Below are 22,180 nucleotides of genomic sequence, written 5' to 3'. Positions count from 1 at the left end.
TTGATTTGAAGGCACGTTTTGCCTAGAACCGGCCTAAAATCATTCTAGGGAGACCATCCATGCGCCATCTTCTGCTCGCTTTCGCGGCGACGCTCGCGATTTCGCTGCCGGCCAAGGCCGAGGACGTCACGGTTGCCGTGACCGCCATCGTCGAACATCCGGCCCTCGACGCCGCCCGTGACGGCGTGAAGGAAGCGCTGGAGGCCGCCGGCTACAAGGAAGGCGAGAACCTGAAGTTCCTCTACGAATCGGCGCAGGGCAACCCCGCGACGGCCGCGCAGATCGCCCGCCAGTTCGCCGGTGAAGACCCGAGCGTCATCGTGCCGATCTCCACGCCCTCCGCCCAAGCCGTGGTTTCCGCGACGAAGGACATCCCGATCGTCTTCACGGCCGTCTCCGACCCGCTCGGCGCGCAGCTCGTCAGGGACATGGACAAGCCCGGCGGCAACGTCACCGGCCTTTCGGACATGTCGCCGGTCGCCGAGCACATCGCGCTGATCAAGGAAATCCTGCCCGAAGCCAAGACGGTCGGCTACCTCTACAATTCGGGCGAGGCGAACTCCGTCTCGCTGCTCGCCGTCTTGAAGGAAGAAGCCGAAAAGGCCGGCCTGACAGTCGTCGAATCCGCCGCGACCAAGTCCGCCGAAGTCCAGGGCGCCGCCCGCGCGCTCGTCGGCCGTGCCGACGCGATCTATATCCCGACAGACAACACGATCATCTCGGCCCTCGAAGGCGCGGTCGCCGTCGCCGAGGAAGCCAAGCTGCCGCTCTTCACCGCCGACACGGATTCCGTCTCGCGCGGCGCCATCGCGGCTCTCGGCTTCAACTACAAGGATGTCGGCAAGCAGACGGGCGAGATCGTCGTGCGCATCCTCAAGGGCGAGAACCCGGGCGACATCGCCGTGAAGGTTGCCGCCGGCACCGACCTCGTCGTCAACAAGGGCGCGGCTGCCAAGATGGGCGTCACGCTTCCGGAAGCCGTCGTCGGCCGTGCGACCCGCGTGATCGAATAAGCCCGGGTTACCCGGACATTCCCAATCGGAATCAACCGCTGCCGGATCGCCCGGCAGCGGTTGATCTGTTAAGAAGACCCCTCCCGCGGAAAATGCGGAACGGGTGACAAAGAGAAAGCCGAAACCGTGAGCCTGATTGCCTTCTGGGGTGCCGTCGAACTGGGGCTGGTCTATGCCTTCGTCGCGATCGGCGTCTACCTTGCCTTCCGCGTGCTGGATTTTCCGGACCTGACGGTGGACGGTTCGTTTCCGCTCGGCGCGGCCGTCGCGGCCGTGCTGATCATCGCCGGCGTCAACCCGTGGATCGCTGCGGCGGTCGCCATGGTGGCCGGCGCCATTGCCGGCCTCGTCACGGCGATGCTGAACGTGCGCTTCCGCATTCTCAACCTGCTCGCCTCGATCCTGACCATGATCGCGCTCTTCTCGGTCAACCTGCGCGTCATGGGCAAGCCGAATGTCGCACTGATCAATGCCGACACGATGATCAGCCCGTTCTTCGGCCATGGGCTGCGTGATTTCTACGTCCGCCCGCTCTTCGTCGGCATCCTGGTCGTCGTCGCGGTCGTGGTCGTCTGGCGCTTCCTGGAAAGCGATGCCGGCCTCTCGATGCGCGCGACGGGGGCGAATGCCCGCATGGCCCGCGCGCAGGGCGTTAACACCAACCGCCAGATCTACCTCGGCATCGCGCTCTCCAATGCGCTCGTCGCACTCGGCGGCGCGCTCTTCGCCCAGACGAACGGCTTTGCCGATGTCACTTCGGGCGTCGGCACCATCGTCGTCGGCCTTGCCGCCGTCATCATCGGCGAAACGCTGTTCGGCGCCAGGGGCATCCTCATCGCACTGATCGGCTGCGTGCTCGGCTCGATCCTCTACCGCATCGCCATCCAGCTCGCGCTCTCCTCCGACGTGCTCGGCCTCCAGGCCTCCGACCTCAATTTCGTGACGGCCCTGCTCGTCACCGTGGCGCTCGTCCTGCCGCGCCTTCGCCGCGGGGGAGCCGCCTGATGATCTCCGTCTCCGATATCAAGGTCGTCTTCGGCAAGGGCACGCCGCTGCAGAAGCAGGCGCTGAACGGCGTCAGCCTCACCATCGAGGAAGGCCAGTTCGTCACCGTCATCGGCTCGAACGGCGCCGGCAAGTCGACGCTGCTCGGCGTTCTCGCCGGCGACGTCATCGCCACCGAAGGCCAGGTCAAGATCGGCACGACGGACGTGACCCGCCAGGGCACCGCCGCCCGCGCCGGCCGCGTCGCCCGTGTCTTCCAGGATCCGCTGACCGGCAGCTGCGGCGCGCTCTCCATCGAGGAGAACCTTGCGCTCGCCGCCCGCCGCGGCGAACGGCGCGGCCTTGCCTCCGCCCTCGGCCCCCAGCGCCGCGCACTTTTCCGCGAGCGCATCGCCGAACTGAACCTCGGCCTCGAAAACCGCATGCGCGACCGGATGGACCTGCTCTCCGGCGGCCAGCGCCAGGCCGTCTCGCTCGTCATGGCGACGCTCGCCGGCTCCGACGTGCTGCTGCTCGACGAACACACCGCGGCGCTCGACCCCGGCATGGCCGAGTTCATCATGACCCTCACGCAGAAGATCGTCTCCGAGCGCAAGCTGACGACGCTGATGGTGACGCACTCCATGCGCCAGGCGCTGGACTACGGCCACCGCACCGTCATGCTGCACGGCGGCGAGATCGTTCTCGACGTCTCCGGCGACAGCCGCAAGACGCTGCAGGTCGAGGACCTGATCGCCATGTTCCGCAAGATGCGCGGCCAGACGCTGGACGACGACGCGCTGCTGATCGGCTGAGGCGCCACCAAAGCGCCCGATTCCCTGCGCAGCGTGGCGCGTCGGAGAAGGAGGCGCCCATGCTGTTTCGTCGCGCGCTGCTTGCAGGCGGCCTGGCCTCGGGGGCCGCCCTCGTTTTGCCGGCGGGCTTGCGGGCACAGCCGGCCGAAGGCGACGCGCAAAAACTCGTGGCGGCGGCACGGCGGCAGATCGGCGTTACGCTGACCTATGATCCCGCCTATTCCCGGCTGGACTATCCCGGCGGCGACGTGCCGCGGGAGCGGGGCGTGTGCACCGACGTGATCGTGCGCGCCTATCGCGACGGCCTTGCCGTCGATCTCCAGGTCCTCGTGCACGAGGACATGCGCAAGGCCTTTTCCGCCTATCCGCCGCTCTGGGGCCTGAAGCGCACCGACCGCAACATCGACCATCGCCGCGTGCCGAACCTGCAGACCTTCCTGAAGCGGGCGGGTGCCGCCCTGCCGGTCAGCAGGGACGGCGCGGACTACCGGCCGGGCGACATCGTCTCGCAGATGCTGCCGGGCAACCTGCCGCATATCGGCATCGTGGCGGACGACCGCAGCGCCGACGGCGCGCGCCCCCTCCTCGTGCACAATATCGGTGCCGGAGCGCGGCTGGAGGACGTGCTCTTCGCCTATCCCCTCACCGGTCACTACCGCTACCGGGTGTGACCCCGCTCAGCGCGCCTGCGTGAACAGGATCTTCGCCGCGAAGACGGAGAAGACGCCGGCAAACGTATAGTCGATGCCGCGCAGCACCCTGGGGTTCTGCTGGAGCCAGGACGCCAGCTTGTCGGCGGCGAGGATCACCAGGATGTTCACGGGAATGCCGACGACGATGAAGAACAGGCCGAGGAAGATCAGCTTGCCGGTGACATCGGGATCGCCCGCGCTGATGAACTGCGGCAGGAAGGTCATGAAGAAGATGATGACCTTCGGATTGAGCAGGTTCACCCAGAAGCCGCTGGAAATATTGGCCAGCGCCGTGCCGCGCGGCCCCGCCGTCGCCTTGACGGAGAGGCTGGAGCCGTAGCGGATCGCCTGAATGGCCAGCCACAGGAGATAGGCGGCACCGCCGGTCTTCAGCATCAGGAAGGCGGTCGGCGAGGCGGTGATGAGGGCGGAGATGCCGAAGGCGACCAGCAGCGTGTGCACCACGATGCCGAGGCTGGTGCCGGCCACCACATAGAGCGCCGGCCCGCGCCCCTGCGAGAGCGCACGGCTGATCGACAGCGTCATGTCGGGGCCGGGCGTCATCGCGAGCAGCAGGCTCGCGGCCGTGAAGGCGAGAAGCGTCGGAAGCGTGGGCAGGAAGTCCATGGTGAAGCCCTGAAAGCCGGAGGAGGTGAGAAACCTCTAATCCGGCTTTCCGGAAAATGCCAATCAAAGTCTATGATCGGCTGTAACGGCGATCCTTTGTCACCCGCCCTCCGCCATGACGGGATGTCTGGGCAAGGCTCGCCGGCATCAGGCGCCTTCGACGAAGGCGCGGAACTTTTCGGCATAATCCTTGTGCCAGCGCGACAGCGGCGGACGGTTCTCGATGACATCGCCGATCGCCCAGGCCATGCGACGCTCGTCGAGCGCGCGCGGCACGTCGTTGTCCGGGCACAGGATGTAGAAATCGCCGCGCTCCAGGCTCTCCATCATGAAGGCGACGGTCTGGGCCGGCGTCCAGGCGGCATCCGGCTTCTCCGTCCGGTCGCCCTTCGTCAGCTCTGTGAAGACGAAACCTGGGATCAGGAGATGGGCCGAGAGCCGTGCCCCCGCCGTGTTGCGCAATTCGTGCTGGAGCGCCTCGGTGAAGACCTTCACGCCGGCCTTGGAGACATTGTAGGCGGGGTTGCCGGGCGGCGTGGTGATGCCCTGCTTGGAGCCGGTATTGATGATGAGGCCCGGTTCGCCATGGGCCAGCATGTTCGGGCCGAAGACCTGCGTACCGTGGATGACGCCCATCAGGTTGACGGCGAGGATATGGTCCCAGTTCGCCTCGGCGCTGAAGATGGAGGTGTCCGGCTGGATGCCGGCATTGTTCATCAGCACATGCACGCGCCCGAAGCGTTGCAGCACGGCACGCTCCAGCGCCTCCAGCTCATGCCGGTGCGCGACGTCCGTCTCCACGGCCATGACATTCGCCTCGCCGGCAATGGCCTCGAGTTCGACGCGCGCCTCGCCCAGCCGGTCGGCGTTGAGATCGGCGATGGCGATGCACATGCCGGCCTCGGCGAAGCGCCGTGCTGCGGCAAGGCCGATGCCGGCCGCGCCGCCCGTGATGACGGCGACATTGGATTCCTTGATGATATCTCGCATGTTCGTCATGGGATCATCCCCTTCAATGGTCCACTCAGGGGAATATGGGGCCTGCGCCGGCCGGGTCAAATCACCCTTGCGTCACGTCGCGTCGGCGCGCGCCCTTGCGTCACGCGCCAATCTCGCTAAAAGTGCCGCGATACCGGGCCTTCGCGGGTTTGCCGCGCCCCTTCATGCAACGGACCTCATCACCATGGCATCACATAAAGACGTGAAGAAAGTCGTGCTGGCCTATTCGGGCGGCCTCGACACCTCGATCATCCTGAAATGGCTCCAGACCGAACTCAACGCGGAAGTCGTGACCTTCACCGCCGATCTCGGCCAGGGCGAAGAGCTGGAGCCGGCGCGCAAGAAGGCCGAGATGCTCGGCATCAAGGAGATCTTCATCGAGGACGTGCGCGAGGAATTCGTGCGCGATTTCGTCTTCCCGATGTTCCGCGCCAATGCCGTCTACGAGGGCGTCTACCTGCTCGGCACCTCGATCGCCCGCCCGCTGATCTCCAAGCATCTCATCGAGATCGCCGCCAAGACCGGCGCCGACGCCATCGCGCACGGCGCGACCGGCAAGGGCAACGACCAGGTCCGCTTCGAGCTGTCCGCCTATGCGCTGAACCCCGACATCAAGATCATCGCGCCCTGGCGCGACTGGTCGTTCAAGAGCCGCACGCATCTCCTGGAATTCGCCGAGCAGCACCAGATCCCGGTCGCCAAGGACAAGAAGGGCGAAGCGCCGTTCTCGGTCGATGCTAACCTCCTGCACTCCTCCTCCGAGGGCAAGGTGCTGGAAGACCCGGCCGTCGAGGCACCGGAATATGTGCATATGCGCACCATTTCCCCGGAATCCGCACCGGACAAGGCGACTATCATCAAGGTCGGCTTCGAGCGCGGCGATGCCGTCTCCATCAACGGCGTGCGCATGTCGCCGGCGACGCTTTTGGCGACGCTCAACAATTACGGCCGCGACAACGGCATCGGCCGCCTCGACCTCGTGGAAAACCGCTTCGTCGGCATGAAGTCGCGCGGCGTCTACGAGACGCCCGGCGGCACGATCCTGCTCGCCGCGCACCGCGCCATCGAGAGCATCACGCTCGACCGCGGCGCCGCGCATCTCAAGGACGAGCTGATGCCACGCTACGCCGAACTGATCTACTACGGCTTCTGGTTCTCGCCGGAGCGCGAGATGCTGCAGGCGCTGATCGACAAGAGCCAGGAACATGTCGAGGGCGAAGTGACGCTGAAGCTCTACAAGGGCAATGTCATGGTCATCGGCCGCGAATCGGACAAGTCGCTCTACTCCGACACGCTGGTCACCTTCGAGGACGACCAGGGCGCCTACGACCAGAAGGATGCCGCCGGCTTCATCAAGCTGAACGCGCTGCGCCTGCGCACGCTCGCCGCCCGCAAGCGCCGCGGCTGATCGCCGGATCGCGACCAGACCAGAGGCCCGCTACCGTTCCCGGCAGCGGGCCTCTTCGGTTCCGGCAGGCGTTACTCCGCCGGCTCGGCGGCAAGCTGCGCATCGCGGCTGCAGATCGCGCGATACCAGGCGTAGGCAAGGATCCCCACCAGGCCCATGGCGGGAATGATGGTGCCGAAGGCGAAGAGCGGCATGCCGATGGCGGCGGCAAGCAGGCCCGCAAGAAAGCCGGCCCCCATCTGGATGAAGCCCATGGCCGCGGAAGCCGAACCGGCGATCTCGGGGAAGGGCTCCATGGCGGCCGTCATCATATAGGGCATGACGAAGGCGATGCCGAAGGCATAGATGCCGACCGGCCCCATGACGCTGAGGAAGCTCGGCGTCAGCAGATGCGACGTGAGCGCGATCAAAATGCTGGCAAAGCCGATGAAGCAAAGGCCAGGTAGCACGATCCGGGCGGGCGCGACCGTGCGCATCAGAAGGCGCACGCAGACCGTGCCGGCGAAGAAGAAACCCGACTGCATGAGCATGCCGACGCCGAACTCCGTCGGCGTCAGGCCGACCGTGCCGATCAGAACGAAGGGCAGCATGGTCGCCTGGCCGTAGAGCGCCCCGACCGCGCCGGCCATGACAAGCGTGGCGGAAACGAAGCGGTGGCTCGTGGCAAGCGCTGCATAGCCGGCAAGGATCGGGCCGATGCGGCCCTTCGCCGGATCCGGCACCGTGGTCTCGGCCATAAAGAAATAGACCGCGCCGCAGGCCGCCAGCGCAAAGCCCACCATCAGGAAGAAGATCGACTGCCAGCCGAACAGGCCGAGCGCGAAACCGCCGAGCGTCGGCGAGACGGCCGGGCCGACGGCGAGCATCATGCCGACCATGTTCATGATGCGGGCGGCCTCGGTGCCGGTGAACTGGTCGCGCACGATGGCGCGCGAGACGGTCATGCCGACCGACGCGCCGATGCCCTGCACGAGACGGCCGGCCAGGAGCACGCCGACGCTCGGCGCGAAGGCCGCCATCAGGCTGCCGGCGAGATAGACGATCATGAAGATCAGCGTGGTCTTCCGCCGGCCGAGCACGTCCGACATGGTGCCGGAGACGAGCTGCGACAGCGCGAAACCGGCGAAATAGAGCGAAAGCGTCAGCTTGATCGCCGATTCCGTCGAGGAGAAGGCGCGCACCAGCTCAGGCATGGCCGGCGTATAGAGCGCCATGGAAACGGGGCCGAGCGCAACGAGGAAGGCGGCGATGATGCTGGTGCGGCGCTCGCTCATGCGCGGCGTCGTCATCGGCCGGCTTCCTTTGCCAGCACGGGTGCGGCGCCGTCTTCCTCGAGGGCGCAGAGATTCGCGCGCAGGCGCTTCAGCCGGTCGCGCATCAGTTCCAGCTCCTCCGGGCCGATGCCGCTCGTCACATGCTCCATCAGCTCGATCTGCTCGGTGCGGATACTGGCGATGAGGGCGCCCGCGATCGGCGTGGTGAAGATCAGCTTGGCCCGGCGATCGGCCGGGTCGGGACGGCGCTCGATGTAGCCAAGGCTCTGCAGGCGGTCGAGATAGGTGGAAAGCGTCATCGGCTCGATGCCCATGCGCTGGGCGATGTCGAGCTGGCGGCTGCCCTCCAGCGTGGCGATGCGCACGAGGGTGCGCGCCTCGCCCGGCGTGAGGCCGAGACCGGCGGTGGCGATGCGGCGCTCGAAGGCGCTGCGCAGCATGCGGGCAACGTCGATGAGGACGAAACCGAGGGCGTCGGGATCGGGTCGAGAGGACATGTTCGCTTTCTGGCTTATTGTAAGCGTAGCTTACTATGCATTGCCGGAAGGAACAACCGCCCAGCTACGGCCACAACGCATGGCTGCCTTGCGAAACGGCAAATTTTGCCGGGCACCGCTCGGATGAAAACAACCGGAATGCTGAAAATTCAACAGGATAGCCAGAATCCTCGACCTGCTATTCGGCATCGTCATGGCTGCCCTGCTTCAAGCTCGGCACTCCTTCCCCCGTAACAGAAGGCAGGGGAGAGGGGCGGTGGCAAGGCACGCATTCCCGGACAGCAGGGTCCTAACCATCCACCGCGGGGAAGCGGATCGTCACGCAGAGGCCCCGGCCGTCCGCACCGCAGTCCAGCACCATCGTCGCATCGAACAGGGCGGCGATTTCCTCCACGATGGGCAGGCCGAGGCCCATGCCCGGCGCATCGCGGTGCTCGCCGCGGGAGAAGCGCTGGCGCACGAGGCCGCGGCGCTCGGGCGCAATGCCGGGACCGTTATCCTCCACGCCGAGAAGCACGGCATCCGCGGCGCGACGCACGCGAACCGTCACCTCCGCCCCGTTGCCGGCATAGGCGATGGCGTTTTCCAGGAGATTGCGCAGGAGCTCGCCAAAAAGCAGCGGCTCGGCGCGGGCGAAGGCAGGCCCCTCTCCCTCGAAGCCGAGATCGATGCCGGCCTCGGCAGCCGTGGGCACGCGGTCGGCGGTGAGCTGCTGGGCGAGCGCGGCAATATCGACCGGCGCCGTCTTCTGCGGCTCGTTGGAGCCGGCGGCATCGATCTTGGCCATCAGTAGGAGCTGGGCGAGGATGCGCTCGGCATGGGCGACGGCGGCATCGCCCTTGCGGGCGGCCTCCTGCGCCTCCTCCAGCGTGCCGGCGCGGCTCGCCAGCGCGAGCTGGGTGCGGATGATGGCGAGCGGCGTGCGCAGCTGGTGGCTGGCATTGCCGGAAAAATGCCGGAGCGCGTCGAGCGCCGATTGCAGGCGCACCATGAAGGAGTTGACGGTATCGACGAGCCCCTGCACCTCGCTCGGCACGCGCTGCTCGATCGGGTGCAGGTCGTTCGGGCTGCGCTCGGCAATGGCATCGCTAAGCCTGTAGAGCGGCCGGAGCGACACGGTGACGGCGATCCAGACGATGAGGGCGGCCCCCGCGATCATCATGGCAAGGCGCAGCGCCGACCGCAGCAGGATCGTCTGGGTCAGCTGGCGGCGGGCGATGGTGGTCTCGGCGACGGTGACGGCGAAGGGCACGGAATTGATGCCGGTCGACGCCGAACGCTGCAGCACCGCGATGCGGATCGGCTCGCCGCGGAAGGTCGCATCCGCAAAGCCCATCGGCTGGCCCGCCGTCTCCGGGATCGTCGGCAGGGTCTGGTAGCCGGTGATGAACTGGCCGGGCGGTCCGTCGACGCGGTAGAAGACCCGATCCTGCGCGGCCGAGGTCAGCATTTCCAACGCGACATAGGGAATGTCCACCTCGAGCGTGCCGTTTTCCGTCACCACGACCCGCTCGGCGATCGCCAGCGCCGACCCGGCCAGCACCCGGTCGGAAACCTCGTTCGCCGTCTTGACGGCCTCGTGATAGGTATCGACGAGCGCGACCGTGCCGATCACCGCCGTCGAGACGAGCAGCCAGAGCAGCAGGCGGCGGCGCAGCGATGAGGCCGGAAGGAGCGTCAAGCGGCGGGCGCCTTGTCGAGATAGTAGCCGATGCCGCGCGCGGTGCGCACGGTCAGCCCATGCGGCGCCAGCCTCTTGCGGAGCCGGCTGACATATTGCTCGATGGCATTGGCCGAGAGGTCGTCGTCGAAGGCGGCGAGCGATTGCATGATCGCTTCCTTGGCGACCACCTTTCCGGCGCGCATGAAGAGGATTTCGAGCAGGCCGAGTTCACGGGCGGGAATGTCGAGCGGCGCGCCGTCGGCGGAAAAGCTGCGCGAGTTGAGATCGAGCACGACGCCGCCGAAGGTGATCGCCGCCGAACGCAGCCCCGCCTGCCGGCGCAGCAGCATGCGCACGCGCGCCTCGAATTCCGAGATGTCGAAGGGTTTTATCATGTAGTCGTCGGCGCCGAGGTCGAGGCCGCGCACCCGCTCCTCCGGCGCGCCGCGGGCGGTGAGGATCAGGACGGCCGCCTTGCTCCGGCGGGCCCGCATGGCGCGCAGCACGTCGAGGCCGTCCATCTCGGGCAGCGTGAGGTCGAGGATGACGAGATCGAAGCTCTCCGACGTGATGGCGGCATCGGCGGAGGCGCCGTCGCGCACCACGTCCACCGCATGGCCGGTGCCCTTCAGGATGGCGGAGAGGCCATCCGCCAGGGCTTCGTTGTCCTCGACCAGTAGAATGCGCACGTCGTTCGTCCTCCCGCCGTGAACTTAACGGCGGGCGGCGCACTTGTGAACGGCCTCGCGCTTTGGCAAGGTCGCCCCATGCGTCTTGTCCTCATGCTTCTCGCGCTCCTGGCGGCGCCCCTGCCCGCATTTTCCGAGCCGGCCTTCTTTCCGGCCCGCAACGGCGATGCGGATGCGCCGGTGCTCATCGTCTATTCCTCGCTGGACGAACCGCTCGCCCGGCCGATGATCGAGGGCTTCCAGCAGGCCAATCCCGATGTCGCGCTGCGCTATGACGAGATGCTGACCGGCGAGGTCTACGACCGCATCGTGCGCGAGACGGACGCGGGGGAGAAGACCGCCGATTTCGCCTTCTCCTCGGCGATGGACCTCCAGGTCAAGCTCAGCAATGACGGCTATGCCCAGCGCAGCGACCTGCCGATGAGCGACCGCTGGCCGGCCTGGGCCAACTGGCGCAACACCGCCTATGCGCTGACCTTCGAGCCCGCCGTCTTCGTCTACCACAAGCCGAGCTTCAAGGACGAAAAGCCGCCGGCCTCGCGCGCCGAGTTCGTCGACTACCTCAAGCGGCAGGGCGAGACGGTCTACGGCCGCATCGGCACCTACGACATCGAGCGCTCCGGCGTCGGCTTCCTCTTCATGGCGCGCGACCAGGAGCAGTTCGGCGACATCTGGACGGTGATCCAGGCCATGGGGGCTGCGGGTGTGAAGCTCTATTCCACCAGCTCGGCCATCCTGGAGCGCGTCGCCGACGGACGCTTCGTGCTCGGCTACAACATCCTCGGCTCCTATGCGGCGGACTGGGCCTCGCGCCATCCCGATGTCGGCATCGTGCTGCCGAAGGACTATACCGTCGTCATGTCGCGCATCGGCCTCGTGCCGCAGGCCGCCGCCTCCCCCGAGCTCGGCCGGCGCTACCTTGCCTTCTTCATGTCGAAGGAGGGCCAGACGATCATGGCCCGCGAACTGCAGATCGCCGCCGTCAGCCCCGAAGTGTCGGGCACCAACACGGCGCGCACGATGAGCGCGCTGCTCGGCGCGCAGCTGAAGCCCGTACCGGTGAGCCCGGGCCTGATGGTCTATCTCGACCAGGTGAAGCGGGCCCGGCTGATCGCCCGCTGGAACGAGGTTCTGCGCACGCAGTAGCGTGAAGCGCGACCGTGCGGCAGCGCAATGTCAGGTAGATGTCAGCTTCCTGTGGTGCCTTTGGGCTCTTCATCGTCCGTGGAGGCGGACGGAAGACCGGGAGGAGAATTCTGCCGAGATCGCGCCGCGAACAACCGTTCGCGCCGCCACCGGCCGCCCATCCTCCCGCCAGAGGCAACGATGCGCGCAAAGCCGCGCCTGACGGAGGATACACTCTTGAAACACTTCTTCCTGGCATCCCTCATCGCCGGCGCCATGGCGCTTCCGGCGCTTGCCGCCGATTACACGATCATCGCCCCGGCCGGCCCGGGCGGCGGCTGGGACCAGACGGCCCGTTCGCTGCAGACCGTCCTGCAGGACGAGAAGATCTCCGGCAGCGTGCAGGTGGTGAACGTTCCGGGCGCCGGCGGCACGATCGGCCTTGCCCAGTTCGCCAGCCAGAACAGCGGCAACCCGAACGCCCTCATCGTCGGCGGTTACGTCATGGTCGGCGCGATCCTCACCAACCAGTCGCCGGTGACGCTCAACGACGTGACGCCGATCGCCCGCCTCACCGGCGAATATGAAGCGATCGTCGTTCCGGCCGCCTCGCCGATCCAGACCATGGACGACCTCGTGACGGCCCTGAAGGCCGATCCCGGCGCGGTTTCCTGGGCCGGCGGCTCGGCCGGCGGCACGGACCACATCACGGCCGGCCTGATCGCCAAGGCCGCCGGCGTCGATCCGACCAAGATCAACTACGTCGCCTATTCCGGCGGCGGCGAGGCGCTTGCCGCCATCCTCGGCAACCAGGTGACGGCCGGCATTTCCGGCTATGGCGAGTTCGAGGCCCAGGTGAAGGCCGGCACGCTGCGCCTGATCGCCATCTCCAGCGCCGAGCGCGTGGACGGCATCGACGCCCCGACCATCAAGGAAGGCGGCCTCGACGTCGTCGTCGAGAACTGGCGCATGGTCGCCGCGGCACCCGGCCTTTCGGCCGAGCAGGTAACCGCGATCAACGCCGATATCGAGAAGGCGGCGAATTCCGACGCCTGGAAGGACATCCTGAAGACCAAGGGCTGGCAGAACACCTATCTGGCCGGCGACGCCTTCAAGGAACAGCTCGGCAAGGACATCGCCGCGACGGAAAGCATCCTCAAGGACATCGGGCTCGTCAAATGAGCGGGATCCCCTCCAACGAAAGGCGCCGCCCCGACCGGGCGGCGCTGGTCATCGCCCCCGTCCTCTTCGCCATAGCCGCCTTGATCTGGTGGGATGCCGGGCGCCTTGCGGAGATGAGCAACTATTCCCGCATCGGCCCCGCCACCGTGCCGCATGTCGTTGCCATCGGCCTTGCCCTGCTCGCCGTCTGGACGGGCTTCGAAGCCTGGCGCGGCGACTTCCCGGAGCGCGAGCCGATCGAGGTCAAGCCGGTCGTCTTCATCGTGGCGGGCCTTGCCGGGCAGATGCTGCTGCTCAAGACCGCGGGCTTCTCGATTGCGACGGGCGCGCTCTTCGCCCTGACCGCCTTCGGCTTCGGCCGGCGCAAGCTGTGGATCTCGCTGCCGATCGGCATCGCCTTCAGCTTCGTCGTCTACATCATCTTCGGCCGCTTCCTGCAACTCTCGCTGCCCGCCGGGCCGCTGGAACACCTGTTCTTCTGAGGAGCTGACGATGGGTACATTCGAATTCCTGCTGCAGGGCGTCACCATCGCCGCCCAGCCGATGAACCTGCTCTATGCGCTGATCGGCGTGACGCTCGGCACCGCCGTCGGCGTTCTGCCCGGCATCGGCCCGGCCCTCACCGTGGCGCTCCTGCTGCCCGTCACCTACAAGCTCGATCCGGCCGGCTCCCTCATCATGTTCGCCGGCATCTATTATGGCGGCATGTATGGCGGCTCGACGACCTCGATCCTGCTCAACACGCCGGGCGAAAGCGCCTCCGTCGTCACCGCGCTCGAGGGCAACAAGATGGCCCGCGCCGGCCGCGGCGGTCCCGCGCTCGCAACGGCAGCGATCGGCTCCTTCGTCGCCGGGCTCATCGCCACGCTCTGTCTCGCCTTCATCGCGCCCTTCGTGGTCAAGTTCGCGCTCTCCTTCGGCCCGCGGGAATATTTCGCGCTGATGGTGCTCGCCTTCGTCACCGTCTCAGCCGCCTTCGGCGATTCGACGCTGCGCGGCCTCACCGCCCTCTTCATCGGCCTTGGCCTTGCCGTCATCGGCATCGACCAGCAGACCGGCCAGGCGCGGCTTTCCTTCGGCATTCCGGACCTGCTCGACGGCATCGAGGTAACGACGCTCGCCGTCGCCATGTTCGCCATCGGCGAGACGCTCTACGTCGCCAGCCAGGGCGACCGCATCCCCGACAAGGTGGAGGCGGTGAAGGGCTCGGTCTGGATGAGCGCGCAGGACTGGGCCCGCTCGTGGAAACCGTGGCTGCGCGGCACCTTCATCGGCTTCCCGATCGGTGCCATGCCGGCCGGCGGCGCCGATATCGCCAGCTTCCTCTCCTATTCAACGGAAAAGCAGTTCTCCAGCCACAAGGACGAGTTCGGCAAGGGCGCCATCGAAGGCGTCGCCGGCCCGGAAGCGGCGAACAATGCGTCGGCCGCCGGCACGCTCGTGCCGCTGCTCTCGCTCGGCCTGCCGACCACGGCGACGGCGGCGATCATGCTTGCCGGCTTCCAGCAATACGGCCTGCAGCCAGGCCCGCTCCTGTTCGCGACCAATCCGCAGCTCGTCTGGGGCCTCATCGCCAGCCTGCTCATCGCCAATTTCATGCTGCTGGTCTTGAACCTGCCGCTGATCGGCCTCTGGGTGAAGCTGCTGACGATCCCGAAACCCTGGCTCTATGCCGGAATCCTGCTCTTCGCGACGCTCGGCACGATCGGTGCCAACCCGTCGGTCTTCGAGCTCGGCATGCTGCTCGCCTTCGGCCTGCTCGGCTTTGCCATGCGCATCTTCGGCTATCCGATCGCGCCCGTCGTCGTCGGCCTCATCCTCGGGCCGATGGCGGAGCAGCAGCTGCGCCGGGCGCTGGCGATCAGCCAGGGCGATGTCTCCGCGCTCTTCCTGTCGCCGATCGCCGCCGTGCTCTTCGTGCTGGCCATCCTCGCCGTCGTCGTGCCGCTCATCCTGCGCGCCCGCGGCAAGGGCGAAGTGCTCTCGCAGTTCGCGGCCAACGAAGACTGAGCCTTACCGACGGTCCCTCCCAAGGCCGAACAGGACGCAGGCCGGAAACACCCGTTTCCGGCCTGCGTCCGTTGCATGGCTGGGCTGAGATTCCGTCGCTTGTCCTTTGAGGCGCGAGACATCATCTTCTGCTCGTAAGCTAAAACAGAAAGCGAGCAATCCAATGACCACCCTCCGCAACTCCTTCGCCCAGGGCTTCTTCGGCCGGGCCTTCGCCGTACTGAGCGCTGCCAATGCAGCCGCCGCGGCTGTCGAAGGGCACCGCCGCCCGAAGGAACGCGACCTGAGAACGCTCGGCATCAACCCCGCCGACTTCCCGCGCGTCTGACGCCGTAGAAAGAATTCCTTGAACGAAAAGGCCCGCTGGTCGCAAGACCGGCGGGCCTTCTGTATTCGGGGCCTCGTCTTCTTCTAGAGCATTTCCAGCCGAAGCGAACTCGCTTCGGCGTCGGACAATGCGGTAAAGACGAGGAAGCCGGCCGTCGAAACGGCCGGCCGATGGTGCCTCAGGCGCGTTCGCCGAGTTGGGCCGCCACACGGTCGGAGCCGTGCAGGTCGCCATGGCTTTCTCGCGCGCGTTCCCGCTTGTTGTAGCGGATCGACGACCAGAGCGAGATGCCGATCAGCGTCGCGCCGCCAAGGCCGGTGATGACTTCCGGGATGTGCACCAGCGTCTGGCAATACATGACCACCGAGAGGATCAGGATCGCGTAGAACGCGCCGTGCTCCAGGTAGCGGTATTCGGCAAGCGTGCCCTTGTCGACGAGCATGATGGTCATCGAGCGCACATACATGGCGCCGATGCCGAGGCCGATCGCGATGACGAAGAGGTTCTGCGTCAGCGCGAAGGCGCCGATGACGCCGTCGAAGGAGAAACTGGCATCGAGCACTTCCAGGTAGATGAAGGCGCCGAGGCCGCCCTTGGCCGCTTCCGACATCGCCTTCTGCGAGGCATCGAGCAGGCCGCCGACGACTTCCACCGCAAGGAAGGTCAGGAGGCCGTAGATGGCGGAGAAGACGAAGGTGTTGGCTTCCTCACCCTCGAGCAGGTTCGAGAAGACCAGGATCAGGAGCAGCACGAAGGCGATCTCGATGCCCTTGACGGTGGCCGAGCGGGCCATGTGCTTCTCGATGAAGCCGATCCAGTGCACGTCCTTCTCATGGTTGAAGAAGTAGGTGAGGCCGACCATCATCAGGAAGGTGCCGCCGAAGGCGGCGATCGGCAGATGCGCCTCGTTCATGATGCGGGCATATTCCGCCGGCTCGCGGGCCGCCAGCAGGATCGCCTCGAACGGGCCGATGCGCGCCGCGATCACCACGATCAGCAGCGGGAAGACGATGCGCATGCCGAAGACGGCGATAATGATGCCCCAGGTCAGGAAGCGGTGCTGCCACACCGGCGTCATGTCCTTGAGCTTGTTCGCGTTGACGATGGCGTTGTCGAAGGAGAGCGAGATCTCCAGCACCGCAAGCACGGCGCAGATGAAGAAGATCGTCGCCATGCCGGAGAGCGTTCCGGTCGTCTGCCAGCCGAGCCAGGCGCCGAGCACCAGGCCGATGGCGGTGAAGATGAATGCCCACTTCAGGTAGGAAAGGGTGGATTTGCCTTCGCCGTTACCGATCATGACAGCACCTCCTGGGTGGAAGCCACGGTGTTGCGGAAAAGGAAATAACGCATACCGGAAAGGGCATGCGGGTCAGGCATTGTCAGGATTTTCATGTTTTTGAATCCGCCGGCTCGATTGCTGGCGGTACCGACATCACGAGAGCGCCGTAAAACTCTCGCCAGAGGGGCCCGGCACCTAAGTTCACCGCGGCTACCGATGTCCAAGGCCGCGGTTATCCGGTGTTTTCACCGAAGTTGCCGTCCGCGTCAAGGGGCGGGGTGCCGCTTGGCCTACAAATGCCGCAGGCCGCGCGCCGGTTCCGTATTTTAAAAGCTGCCACCCTGTACCAACCCCCTCCTCCATTCCTATATTCGCCGCACGGTGATTTGCCAGAAAGGACCAGACCCCCATGACCGAAACGCGCATCGATCCCGCCCTCGTCGAGTGGACCGGCCTCAACGGCCTGCCGCGTTTCGATCTCGTGAAGGATGACGCCTTCGCGGGCGGGTTTGCCGCCGCGCTTGCCGCGCACGAGGCGGAGATCGACGCCATCGCCGGCAATCCGGAGCCCGCGACCTTCGACAACTCGATCGCCGCGCTCGAAACTGCCGGCGACGAACTTTCCCGCGTCTCCGCACTCTTCTGGAGCCGGGCCGGCGCCAACACCAACGACACGATCCAGGCCCTGGAGCGCGACATCGCGCCCAAGATGGCGCGGCACTATTCGAAGATCGGCACCAATGCGGCGCTCTTCGCCCGCATCGACGCGCTCTGGGAGGGCCGCGAGGCGCTGAACCTCTCGCTGGAACAGACCCGCGTGCTGGAACGGCACTGGAAGGGGTTCGTCAAGTCCGGTGCCAGGCTGGCCAAGCCGGAGCAGGACCGCCTCGCCGCGATCAACGAGACGCTGGCCGGGCTCGGCGCGAAATTCGGCCAGAACGTGCTGGCCGACGAGAAGAACTGGGCGCTCCTGCTCGACGAGGGCGATGCGCTCGACGGCCTGCCGGACTTCCTGAAGGACGCCATGGCCGCCGCGGCCCGCGAACGCGGAGAGGACGGCCGCTTTGCCGTCACGCTGTCGCGCTCGATCATCGAGCCCTTCCTCACCTTCTCCGCCCGCCGGGACCTGCGCGAACAGGCCTTTCGCGCCTGGGTGGCGCGCGGCGAGAACCATGGTGAAACGGACAATCGCGGCATCGTCAGGGAAACGCTGGCGCTGCGCGCCGAAAAGGCCGGCCTGCTCGGCTATACGAATTTCGCCGCGCTGAAACTCGACAACACCATGGCCAAGACGCCGGAGGTGGTGAACGGCCTCTTGATGCAGGTCTGGGAAAAGGCCGTGGCGCGGGCGCGCGAGGAAGAGGCGGAGCTCGCCGCCCTCGCCGCGGAGGAAGGCCACAACCACGCGGTCATGCCCTGGGACTGGCGCTATTACGCCGAAAAGCTGCGCGCGAAGAAGTTCAGCTTCTCAGAGGCGGAGCTGAAACCCTATCTGCAACTGGAAAAGATCATCGACGCCTGCTTCGACGTCGCCGGGCGGCTGTTCGGCATCCGCGCCGTCGAGAAGACCGGCGTGCCGGTCTATCACCCCGATGTCCGCGTCTTCGAGATCCGCGACCGCGACGACCGGCTCGTCGCCATGTTCCTCGGCGACTACTTCGCCCGCGCCTCCAAGCGCTCGGGCGCGTGGATGAGCGCCTACCAGAGCCAGCACCGCCTGCCGCTCAAGAACGGATCGGTCGGCGAACTGCCGATCATCTACAATGTCTGCAACTTCGCCAAGCCTGCCGAAGGCAAGCCGGCGCTGCTTTCGCTCGACGATGCGCGCACGCTCTTCCATGAATTCGGCCATGCCCTGCACGGCATGCTCTCCGACGTCACCTATCCCTCGGTCTCGGGCACGGGCGTCGCGCGCGATTTCGTCGAACTGCCCTCGCAGCTTTACGAGCACTGGCTGACCGTGCCGGAAATCCTGACGCGCTATGCGGTGCACTACCAGACCGGCGAGGCGATGCCCAAAACGCTGCTCGACAAGGTGCTCGCCGCCCGCACCTTCAATTCCGGTTTTGCGACGGTGGAGTTCACGTCCTCCGCTCTGGTCGACATGGCCTTCCACACGCGCGGCGCCGTCGAGGACCCGATGGCGGCGCAGCAGCAGGTGCTGGAGGCGATCGGCCTGCCGGCATCCATCGTCATGCGCCACGCCACGCCGCATTTCCAGCACGTCTTCTCCGGCGACGGCTATTCGGCGGGCTACTATTCCTACATGTGGTCGGAAGTGCTCGACGCCGACGCCTTCGCCGCCTTCACCGAGACGGGCGATGCCTTCGACCCGGCCATGGCCGCGCGGCTGAAGACCTATATCTACGCCGTCGGCGGCTCGGTCGATCCGGAGGACGCCTACAAGGCCTTCCGCGGCAAGCTGCCGAGCCCGGAGGCCATGCTGGAAAAGAAGGGCCTCGCCGCCTGAGGGCCATTCCGGCCGGGCTCCATGGCCCGGCCGGGCAGCCTGTCTCAGCCGGCCTGCGCCGGCGCGCCGAGCGCCTTTTCGATGGCAGGATAGAGCCCGTCCTCGAGGCTCCTGTCGTCGAAGGGGCCGACCTTCTTGTAGAGGATCGTGCCGTCCGGCCCGACGAGGTAGGATTCCGGGATGCCGTAGACGCCCCAGTCGATCGCCATCTTGCCGACAGGGTCGAGGCCGATGGCGGAGAAGGGATTGCCGAGCTCGCCGAGGAAGCGCAACGCGTTCTCGCTGCCGTCCTTGTAGTTGACGCCGACGACATTGAGACGCGGGTCCTTGGACAACGCCAGGATGACCGGATGCTCCTGCCGGCAGGGCACGCACCAGGACGCCCAGAAATTGACGAGCGTCAGCTTGCCCTTGCCGCTCTCGGCCGTCAGCGCCGGCACCTGCGCGCCGTCCTTCATCGCCCCCACCAGCGGCTCGAGATCGCGGTAGGGCGCCTTGGTGCCGATCAGCGCGGAGGGGATTTCGGACGTGTTGCGGTTGGGATCGGTCAGCATGGCAAAGAAGATCGCCGCCATGCCCGCGAAGATCGCCAGGGGAAGCGCCGCAAGGACGAGGCGCGTGCGCTTTCCGCCGCTCTGCGCATCGCCGTCGGTGTTGCTCATGGTTTTTCCCCGCTGCGCGCCGAACGGCGGCGGATGCCCGCCGCTTCGAGCTGCGCCAGTTCGCGGTGGCGCGCGCGGTGGTCCAGCCAGACCCAGAGAACGAGACCCGCTACGACGGCGAAGGCGGCGACATAGGACGCCGTGACATAGAAGGCGTGGCTCATGCCGCATCTCCCGAACGGCCGGCGGACCGGGCGGCATGCCGGCGCAGCACGGCGATGCGCCGGCGCAGGATCTCGTTGCGCATGGCAAGGACGTGCAGCGTGAAGAACAGGAGCGTGAAGGCGACCGCCATCACGAGGAGCGGCCAGAGGAATTCCGGGTCGATGGTCGGCCCGTCGAGCCGCACGACGCTGGCCGGCTGGTGCAGCGTGTTCCACCATTCGACGGAGAACTTGATGATCGGGATGTTGACGAAGCCGACGAGGATCAGCACGGCGCTGACCTTGGCCGCCCGCGTCGGGTCGTCCATGGCGCGGTTGAGCGCGATCAGGCCGAGATACATCAGGAACAGCACGAAGACGGAGGTGAGCCGCGCATCCCACACCCACCAGGTGCCCCACATGGGCTTGCCCCAGAGCGAGCCGGTGATGAGCGCGACGAGCGTGAAGCAGGCGCCGATCGGCGCGGCCGCCTTGGCGGACACATCGGCGAGCGGATGGCGCCAGACGAGCGTGCCGAGCGCCGAAAGCGCCATGACCGTGTAGCACATCATGGAAAGCCAGGCCGCCGGCACATGCACATACATGATGCGCACCGTCTCGCCCTGCTGGTAGTCGCCGAGCGTCGTGAAGGACAAATAGAGCCCCACGGCGAAAAGACAGAGCGTCAGCCCGGCAAGATAGGGCCAGACGATCGCGACCAGCGCCAGGAACCGGGTCGGGTTGGCGAGGTCGCTGAATTTGCGGATGGCAAGGCTCGGTTCGCTCATGATGGTTCTTTAACGCGGAAGCCCCCCGGCTTCAATTGATCTGCCGCAATCACATTCCCGTCAATTCGTCGCGTCAGTCGCTCGAAAGCCGAAGCGCCGCCGCCGCCGCCACCGGCCCGATGACGGCGAAGAACAGGTTGAGCGCGACGAGGACGAGGAAGGGCGGCAGGAAGGGCGCCGGATCCTCGATCGCCGCATGGACCGCGCTGACGCCGAAGATCAGCACGGGAATGGCGAGCGGCAGAACGAGGATCGACACGAGCAGGCCGCCACGCGGCAGCGCCACGGCAATGCCCGCCCCCGCCGCCCCGATGAAGGTGAGCGCCGGCGTGCCGGCAAGGAGCGTCAGCGTCGTCGCCCCGATCGCAACCTCGTCCATGTTCATGAACAGCCCGAGCAGCGGCGAGGCGACGACGAGCGGCAGGCCGGTCGCGATCCAGTGCGCCAGGCACTTGACGAACACGGTCAGCACCAGCGGCGTCTCCTGCATCAGGAGAAGGTCGAGCGATCCGTCCTCGCGCTCGGCCTGGAACAGCCGGTCGAGCCCGAGCAGCGCGGCCAGCAGCGCGCCGATCCACAGGATCGCCGGGCCGATGCGCGAGAGCAGGTTGAGGTCGGGTCCGACGCCGAAGGGGATGACCGCGACGACCGTCATGAAGAACAGGACACCGATCAGCGCGCCGCCGCCGGCACGCACGGAGAGTCTGATATCGCGCAGGAGCAGGGACATCATGCCCAGCTCCCCGCATCGACCGGCGCGAAGCCCGCCATCCGCAATTCCCGCGCGCCTGTCAGCCCGAGCGGCTGGTGCGTCGCGGCGATGGCGAGGCCGCCGCGGGCAAGATGCGCCATGACGAGGTCGGAAAACATCTCCTCGGCGGCAATGTCGAGCGCCGCCGTCGGCTCGTCGAGGATCCAGACCGGGCGCCAGGCGACGAGCAGCTTGGCCATCGCCATGCGGCGCTGCTGGCCCGCCGAGAGGTAGCCGAACGGCAGGTGGGCGATGCCGCCGAGGCCGACGGCCTCCACCGCCGCATCGACCGCCATGCCCTGTCCGCCGGCAAAGTCGCCGAAGAAGGCCTTCCAGAAGGCGAGATTCTCCTCCACCGTCAGCTCGCGCTTCATCGCATTGCGGTGGCCGAGATAATGCGCGCCCTCGCCGACACGCTCGACCGGGTGCGCTGCCGCAAGAAGTTTCGCCGTTCCCGATTCGGCCGGCAGAAGGCCCGCGAGCACCCGCAGCAGCGTGGACTTGCCGGAGCCGTTCGGCCCCTTGACGACGAGCGCCTCGCCGCCAGCGATTTCGAAGGAAATATCTTGGAAAATCAGGTCCTCGCCGCGCTTGGCACTCAATCCTTCGGCGACGAGCCGCATGATGTTTCACTTTCCCTTACGACCTTGGTCGCAACGCAAAAAATTGTCCGATTGCCGGCCGGCACTCTGGAACGTTTCTTAGAAATTATCTATAACGCGGTCGCCACGCCAGCGGTCGGCGTGAATTTGATGTTCAGCGCCGAACACGGGGAGTGATT

The 22,180-nt window shown here is 66.6% G+C and carries 23 protein-coding genes; 11 read left to right on the top strand and 12 right to left on the bottom strand.

The features are described 5' to 3' along the window. Positions 1–59: 59 nt before the first annotated feature. From MUU56_RS20645 to MUU56_RS20630, 4 genes are all read left to right on the top strand, one after another. Positions 60–1,013 carry an ABC transporter substrate-binding protein gene (locus tag MUU56_RS20645; RefSeq protein WP_244769172.1) on the top strand — a complete coding sequence of 318 codons (954 nt, stop codon included), beginning with the start codon at positions 60–62 and terminating at the stop codon, positions 1,011–1,013. A gap of 126 nt (positions 1,014–1,139) precedes the next feature. Next, entirely contained in the window at positions 1,140–2,018 is an 879-nt protein-coding gene (locus MUU56_RS20640; RefSeq protein ID WP_244769171.1) for an ABC transporter permease, read from the top strand. Further along, a complete protein-coding gene (locus MUU56_RS20635) occupies positions 2,018–2,812 on the top strand; it encodes an ABC transporter ATP-binding protein (protein ID WP_244769170.1) in 795 nt (264 codons plus the stop codon). The genes MUU56_RS20640 and MUU56_RS20635 overlap by 1 nt, the downstream gene beginning before the upstream one ends. Positions 2,813–2,871: 59 nt before the next feature. Then, positions 2,872–3,483 (top strand): DUF1287 domain-containing protein, encoded by a 612-nt coding sequence (locus MUU56_RS20630; RefSeq protein WP_244769169.1) that lies wholly within the window; start codon positions 2,872–2,874, stop codon positions 3,481–3,483. Positions 3,484–3,489: 6 nt separating this feature from the next. Here MUU56_RS20630 and MUU56_RS20625 read toward each other — a convergent pair whose 3' ends face one another. Beyond that, positions 3,490–4,131 (bottom strand): LysE family translocator, encoded by a 642-nt coding sequence (locus tag MUU56_RS20625; protein ID WP_244769168.1) that lies wholly within the window; start codon positions 4,129–4,131, stop codon positions 3,490–3,492. 147 nt (positions 4,132–4,278) lie between these two features. Then, the gene (locus MUU56_RS20620; RefSeq protein WP_244769167.1) at positions 4,279–5,130 is read right to left on the bottom strand and encodes an SDR family NAD(P)-dependent oxidoreductase; all 852 of its coding nucleotides are present in this window, start codon (positions 5,128–5,130) and stop codon (positions 4,279–4,281) included. A gap of 184 nt (positions 5,131–5,314) precedes the next feature. Between MUU56_RS20620 and MUU56_RS20615 the strand changes: the two genes are divergently transcribed. Further along, complete coding sequence (locus MUU56_RS20615; protein ID WP_244769166.1) at positions 5,315–6,538, top strand: argininosuccinate synthase; 1,224 nt, start codon at positions 5,315–5,317, stop codon at positions 6,536–6,538. Between the two features lie 71 nt (positions 6,539–6,609). On the opposite strand, the gene MUU56_RS20610 is transcribed toward MUU56_RS20615, so the two are convergent. From MUU56_RS20610 to MUU56_RS20595, 4 genes are all read right to left on the bottom strand, one after another. Then, positions 6,610–7,827, bottom strand: a complete 1,218-nt coding sequence (locus tag MUU56_RS20610; protein WP_244769165.1) for a multidrug effflux MFS transporter — start codon at positions 7,825–7,827, stop codon at positions 6,610–6,612. Then, positions 7,824–8,309 carry a MarR family winged helix-turn-helix transcriptional regulator gene (locus tag MUU56_RS20605; RefSeq protein ID WP_244769164.1) on the bottom strand — a complete coding sequence of 162 codons (486 nt, stop codon included), beginning with the start codon at positions 8,307–8,309 and terminating at the stop codon, positions 7,824–7,826. The genes MUU56_RS20610 and MUU56_RS20605 overlap by 4 nt, the downstream gene beginning before the upstream one ends. A 289-nt stretch (positions 8,310–8,598) precedes the next feature. Then, a complete protein-coding gene (locus tag MUU56_RS20600; RefSeq protein ID WP_244769163.1) occupies positions 8,599–9,990 on the bottom strand; it encodes a sensor histidine kinase in 1,392 nt (463 codons plus the stop codon). After that, positions 9,987–10,661: a response regulator gene (locus MUU56_RS20595; RefSeq protein WP_244769162.1), complete on the bottom strand. Its 675-nt coding sequence runs from the start codon at positions 10,659–10,661 to the stop codon at positions 9,987–9,989. Before MUU56_RS20595 ends, MUU56_RS20600 begins: the two co-directional genes overlap by 4 nt. Positions 10,662–10,754: 93 nt before the next feature. Here MUU56_RS20595 and MUU56_RS20590 point away from each other — a divergent pair, with 93 nt between their 5' ends. The 5 genes from MUU56_RS20590 to MUU56_RS20570 all read left to right on the top strand — a co-directional run bounded on the left by MUU56_RS20590 (position 10,755) and on the right by MUU56_RS20570 (position 15,306). Continuing rightward, a complete protein-coding gene (locus MUU56_RS20590; protein WP_244769417.1) occupies positions 10,755–11,807 on the top strand; it encodes an ABC transporter substrate-binding protein in 1,053 nt (350 codons plus the stop codon). A gap of 216 nt (positions 11,808–12,023) precedes the next feature. Next, entirely contained in the window at positions 12,024–12,968 is a 945-nt protein-coding gene (locus MUU56_RS20585) for a Bug family tripartite tricarboxylate transporter substrate binding protein (protein ID WP_244769161.1), read from the top strand. Then, on the top strand, positions 12,965–13,450 hold the full coding sequence (locus MUU56_RS20580; RefSeq protein ID WP_244769160.1) for a tripartite tricarboxylate transporter TctB family protein: 486 nt from the start codon (positions 12,965–12,967) through the stop codon (positions 13,448–13,450). Before MUU56_RS20585 ends, MUU56_RS20580 begins: the two co-directional genes overlap by 4 nt. A 10-nt stretch (positions 13,451–13,460) precedes the next feature. Next, positions 13,461–14,978 carry a tripartite tricarboxylate transporter permease gene (locus tag MUU56_RS20575; RefSeq protein ID WP_244769159.1) on the top strand — a complete coding sequence of 506 codons (1,518 nt, stop codon included), beginning with the start codon at positions 13,461–13,463 and terminating at the stop codon, positions 14,976–14,978. 163 nt (positions 14,979–15,141) lie between these two features. Then, positions 15,142–15,306, top strand: coding sequence for a hypothetical protein (locus MUU56_RS20570; protein ID WP_024270181.1), 165 nt, complete (start codon positions 15,142–15,144; stop codon positions 15,304–15,306). Positions 15,307–15,484: 178 nt separating this feature from the next. Here the strand turns inward: MUU56_RS20570 and MUU56_RS20565 are convergent, their stop codons facing one another. After that, positions 15,485–16,603, bottom strand: coding sequence for a DUF475 domain-containing protein (locus tag MUU56_RS20565; RefSeq protein ID WP_244769158.1), 1,119 nt, complete (start codon positions 16,601–16,603; stop codon positions 15,485–15,487). Positions 16,604–16,994: 391 nt separating this feature from the next. On the opposite strand from MUU56_RS20565, the gene MUU56_RS20560 reads away from it, so the two are divergent. After that, entirely contained in the window at positions 16,995–19,055 is a 2,061-nt protein-coding gene (locus tag MUU56_RS20560; RefSeq protein ID WP_244769157.1) for a M3 family metallopeptidase, read from the top strand. A gap of 44 nt (positions 19,056–19,099) precedes the next feature. On the opposite strand, the gene MUU56_RS20555 is transcribed toward MUU56_RS20560, so the two are convergent. The 5 genes from MUU56_RS20555 to ccmA all read right to left on the bottom strand — a co-directional run bounded on the left by MUU56_RS20555 (position 19,100) and on the right by ccmA (position 22,022). Next, a complete protein-coding gene (locus tag MUU56_RS20555) occupies positions 19,100–19,717 on the bottom strand; it encodes a DsbE family thiol:disulfide interchange protein (RefSeq protein ID WP_244769156.1) in 618 nt (205 codons plus the stop codon). After that, positions 19,714–19,881, bottom strand: coding sequence for a heme exporter protein CcmD (gene ccmD / locus MUU56_RS20550; protein WP_244769155.1), 168 nt, complete (start codon positions 19,879–19,881; stop codon positions 19,714–19,716). Before ccmD ends, MUU56_RS20555 begins: the two co-directional genes overlap by 4 nt. Next, a complete protein-coding gene (locus tag MUU56_RS20545) occupies positions 19,878–20,648 on the bottom strand; it encodes a heme ABC transporter permease (protein ID WP_244769154.1) in 771 nt (256 codons plus the stop codon). The genes ccmD and MUU56_RS20545 overlap by 4 nt, the downstream gene beginning before the upstream one ends. A 73-nt stretch (positions 20,649–20,721) precedes the next feature. Then, on the bottom strand, positions 20,722–21,381 hold the full coding sequence (gene ccmB / locus MUU56_RS20540; RefSeq protein ID WP_244769153.1) for a heme exporter protein CcmB: 660 nt from the start codon (positions 21,379–21,381) through the stop codon (positions 20,722–20,724). Further along, positions 21,378–22,022 (bottom strand): heme ABC exporter ATP-binding protein CcmA, encoded by a 645-nt coding sequence (gene ccmA / locus MUU56_RS20535; protein ID WP_244769152.1) that lies wholly within the window; start codon positions 22,020–22,022, stop codon positions 21,378–21,380. The genes ccmB and ccmA overlap by 4 nt, the downstream gene beginning before the upstream one ends. Between the last annotated feature and the right edge of the window lie 158 nt (positions 22,023–22,180).

Origin of the sequence: Shinella yambaruensis (genome assembly GCF_022899355.1) — a bacterium.
Lineage (GTDB): Bacteria > Pseudomonadota > Alphaproteobacteria > Rhizobiales > Rhizobiaceae > Shinella > Shinella yambaruensis.
This window is presented reverse-complemented; position numbering and strand designations above follow the sequence as displayed.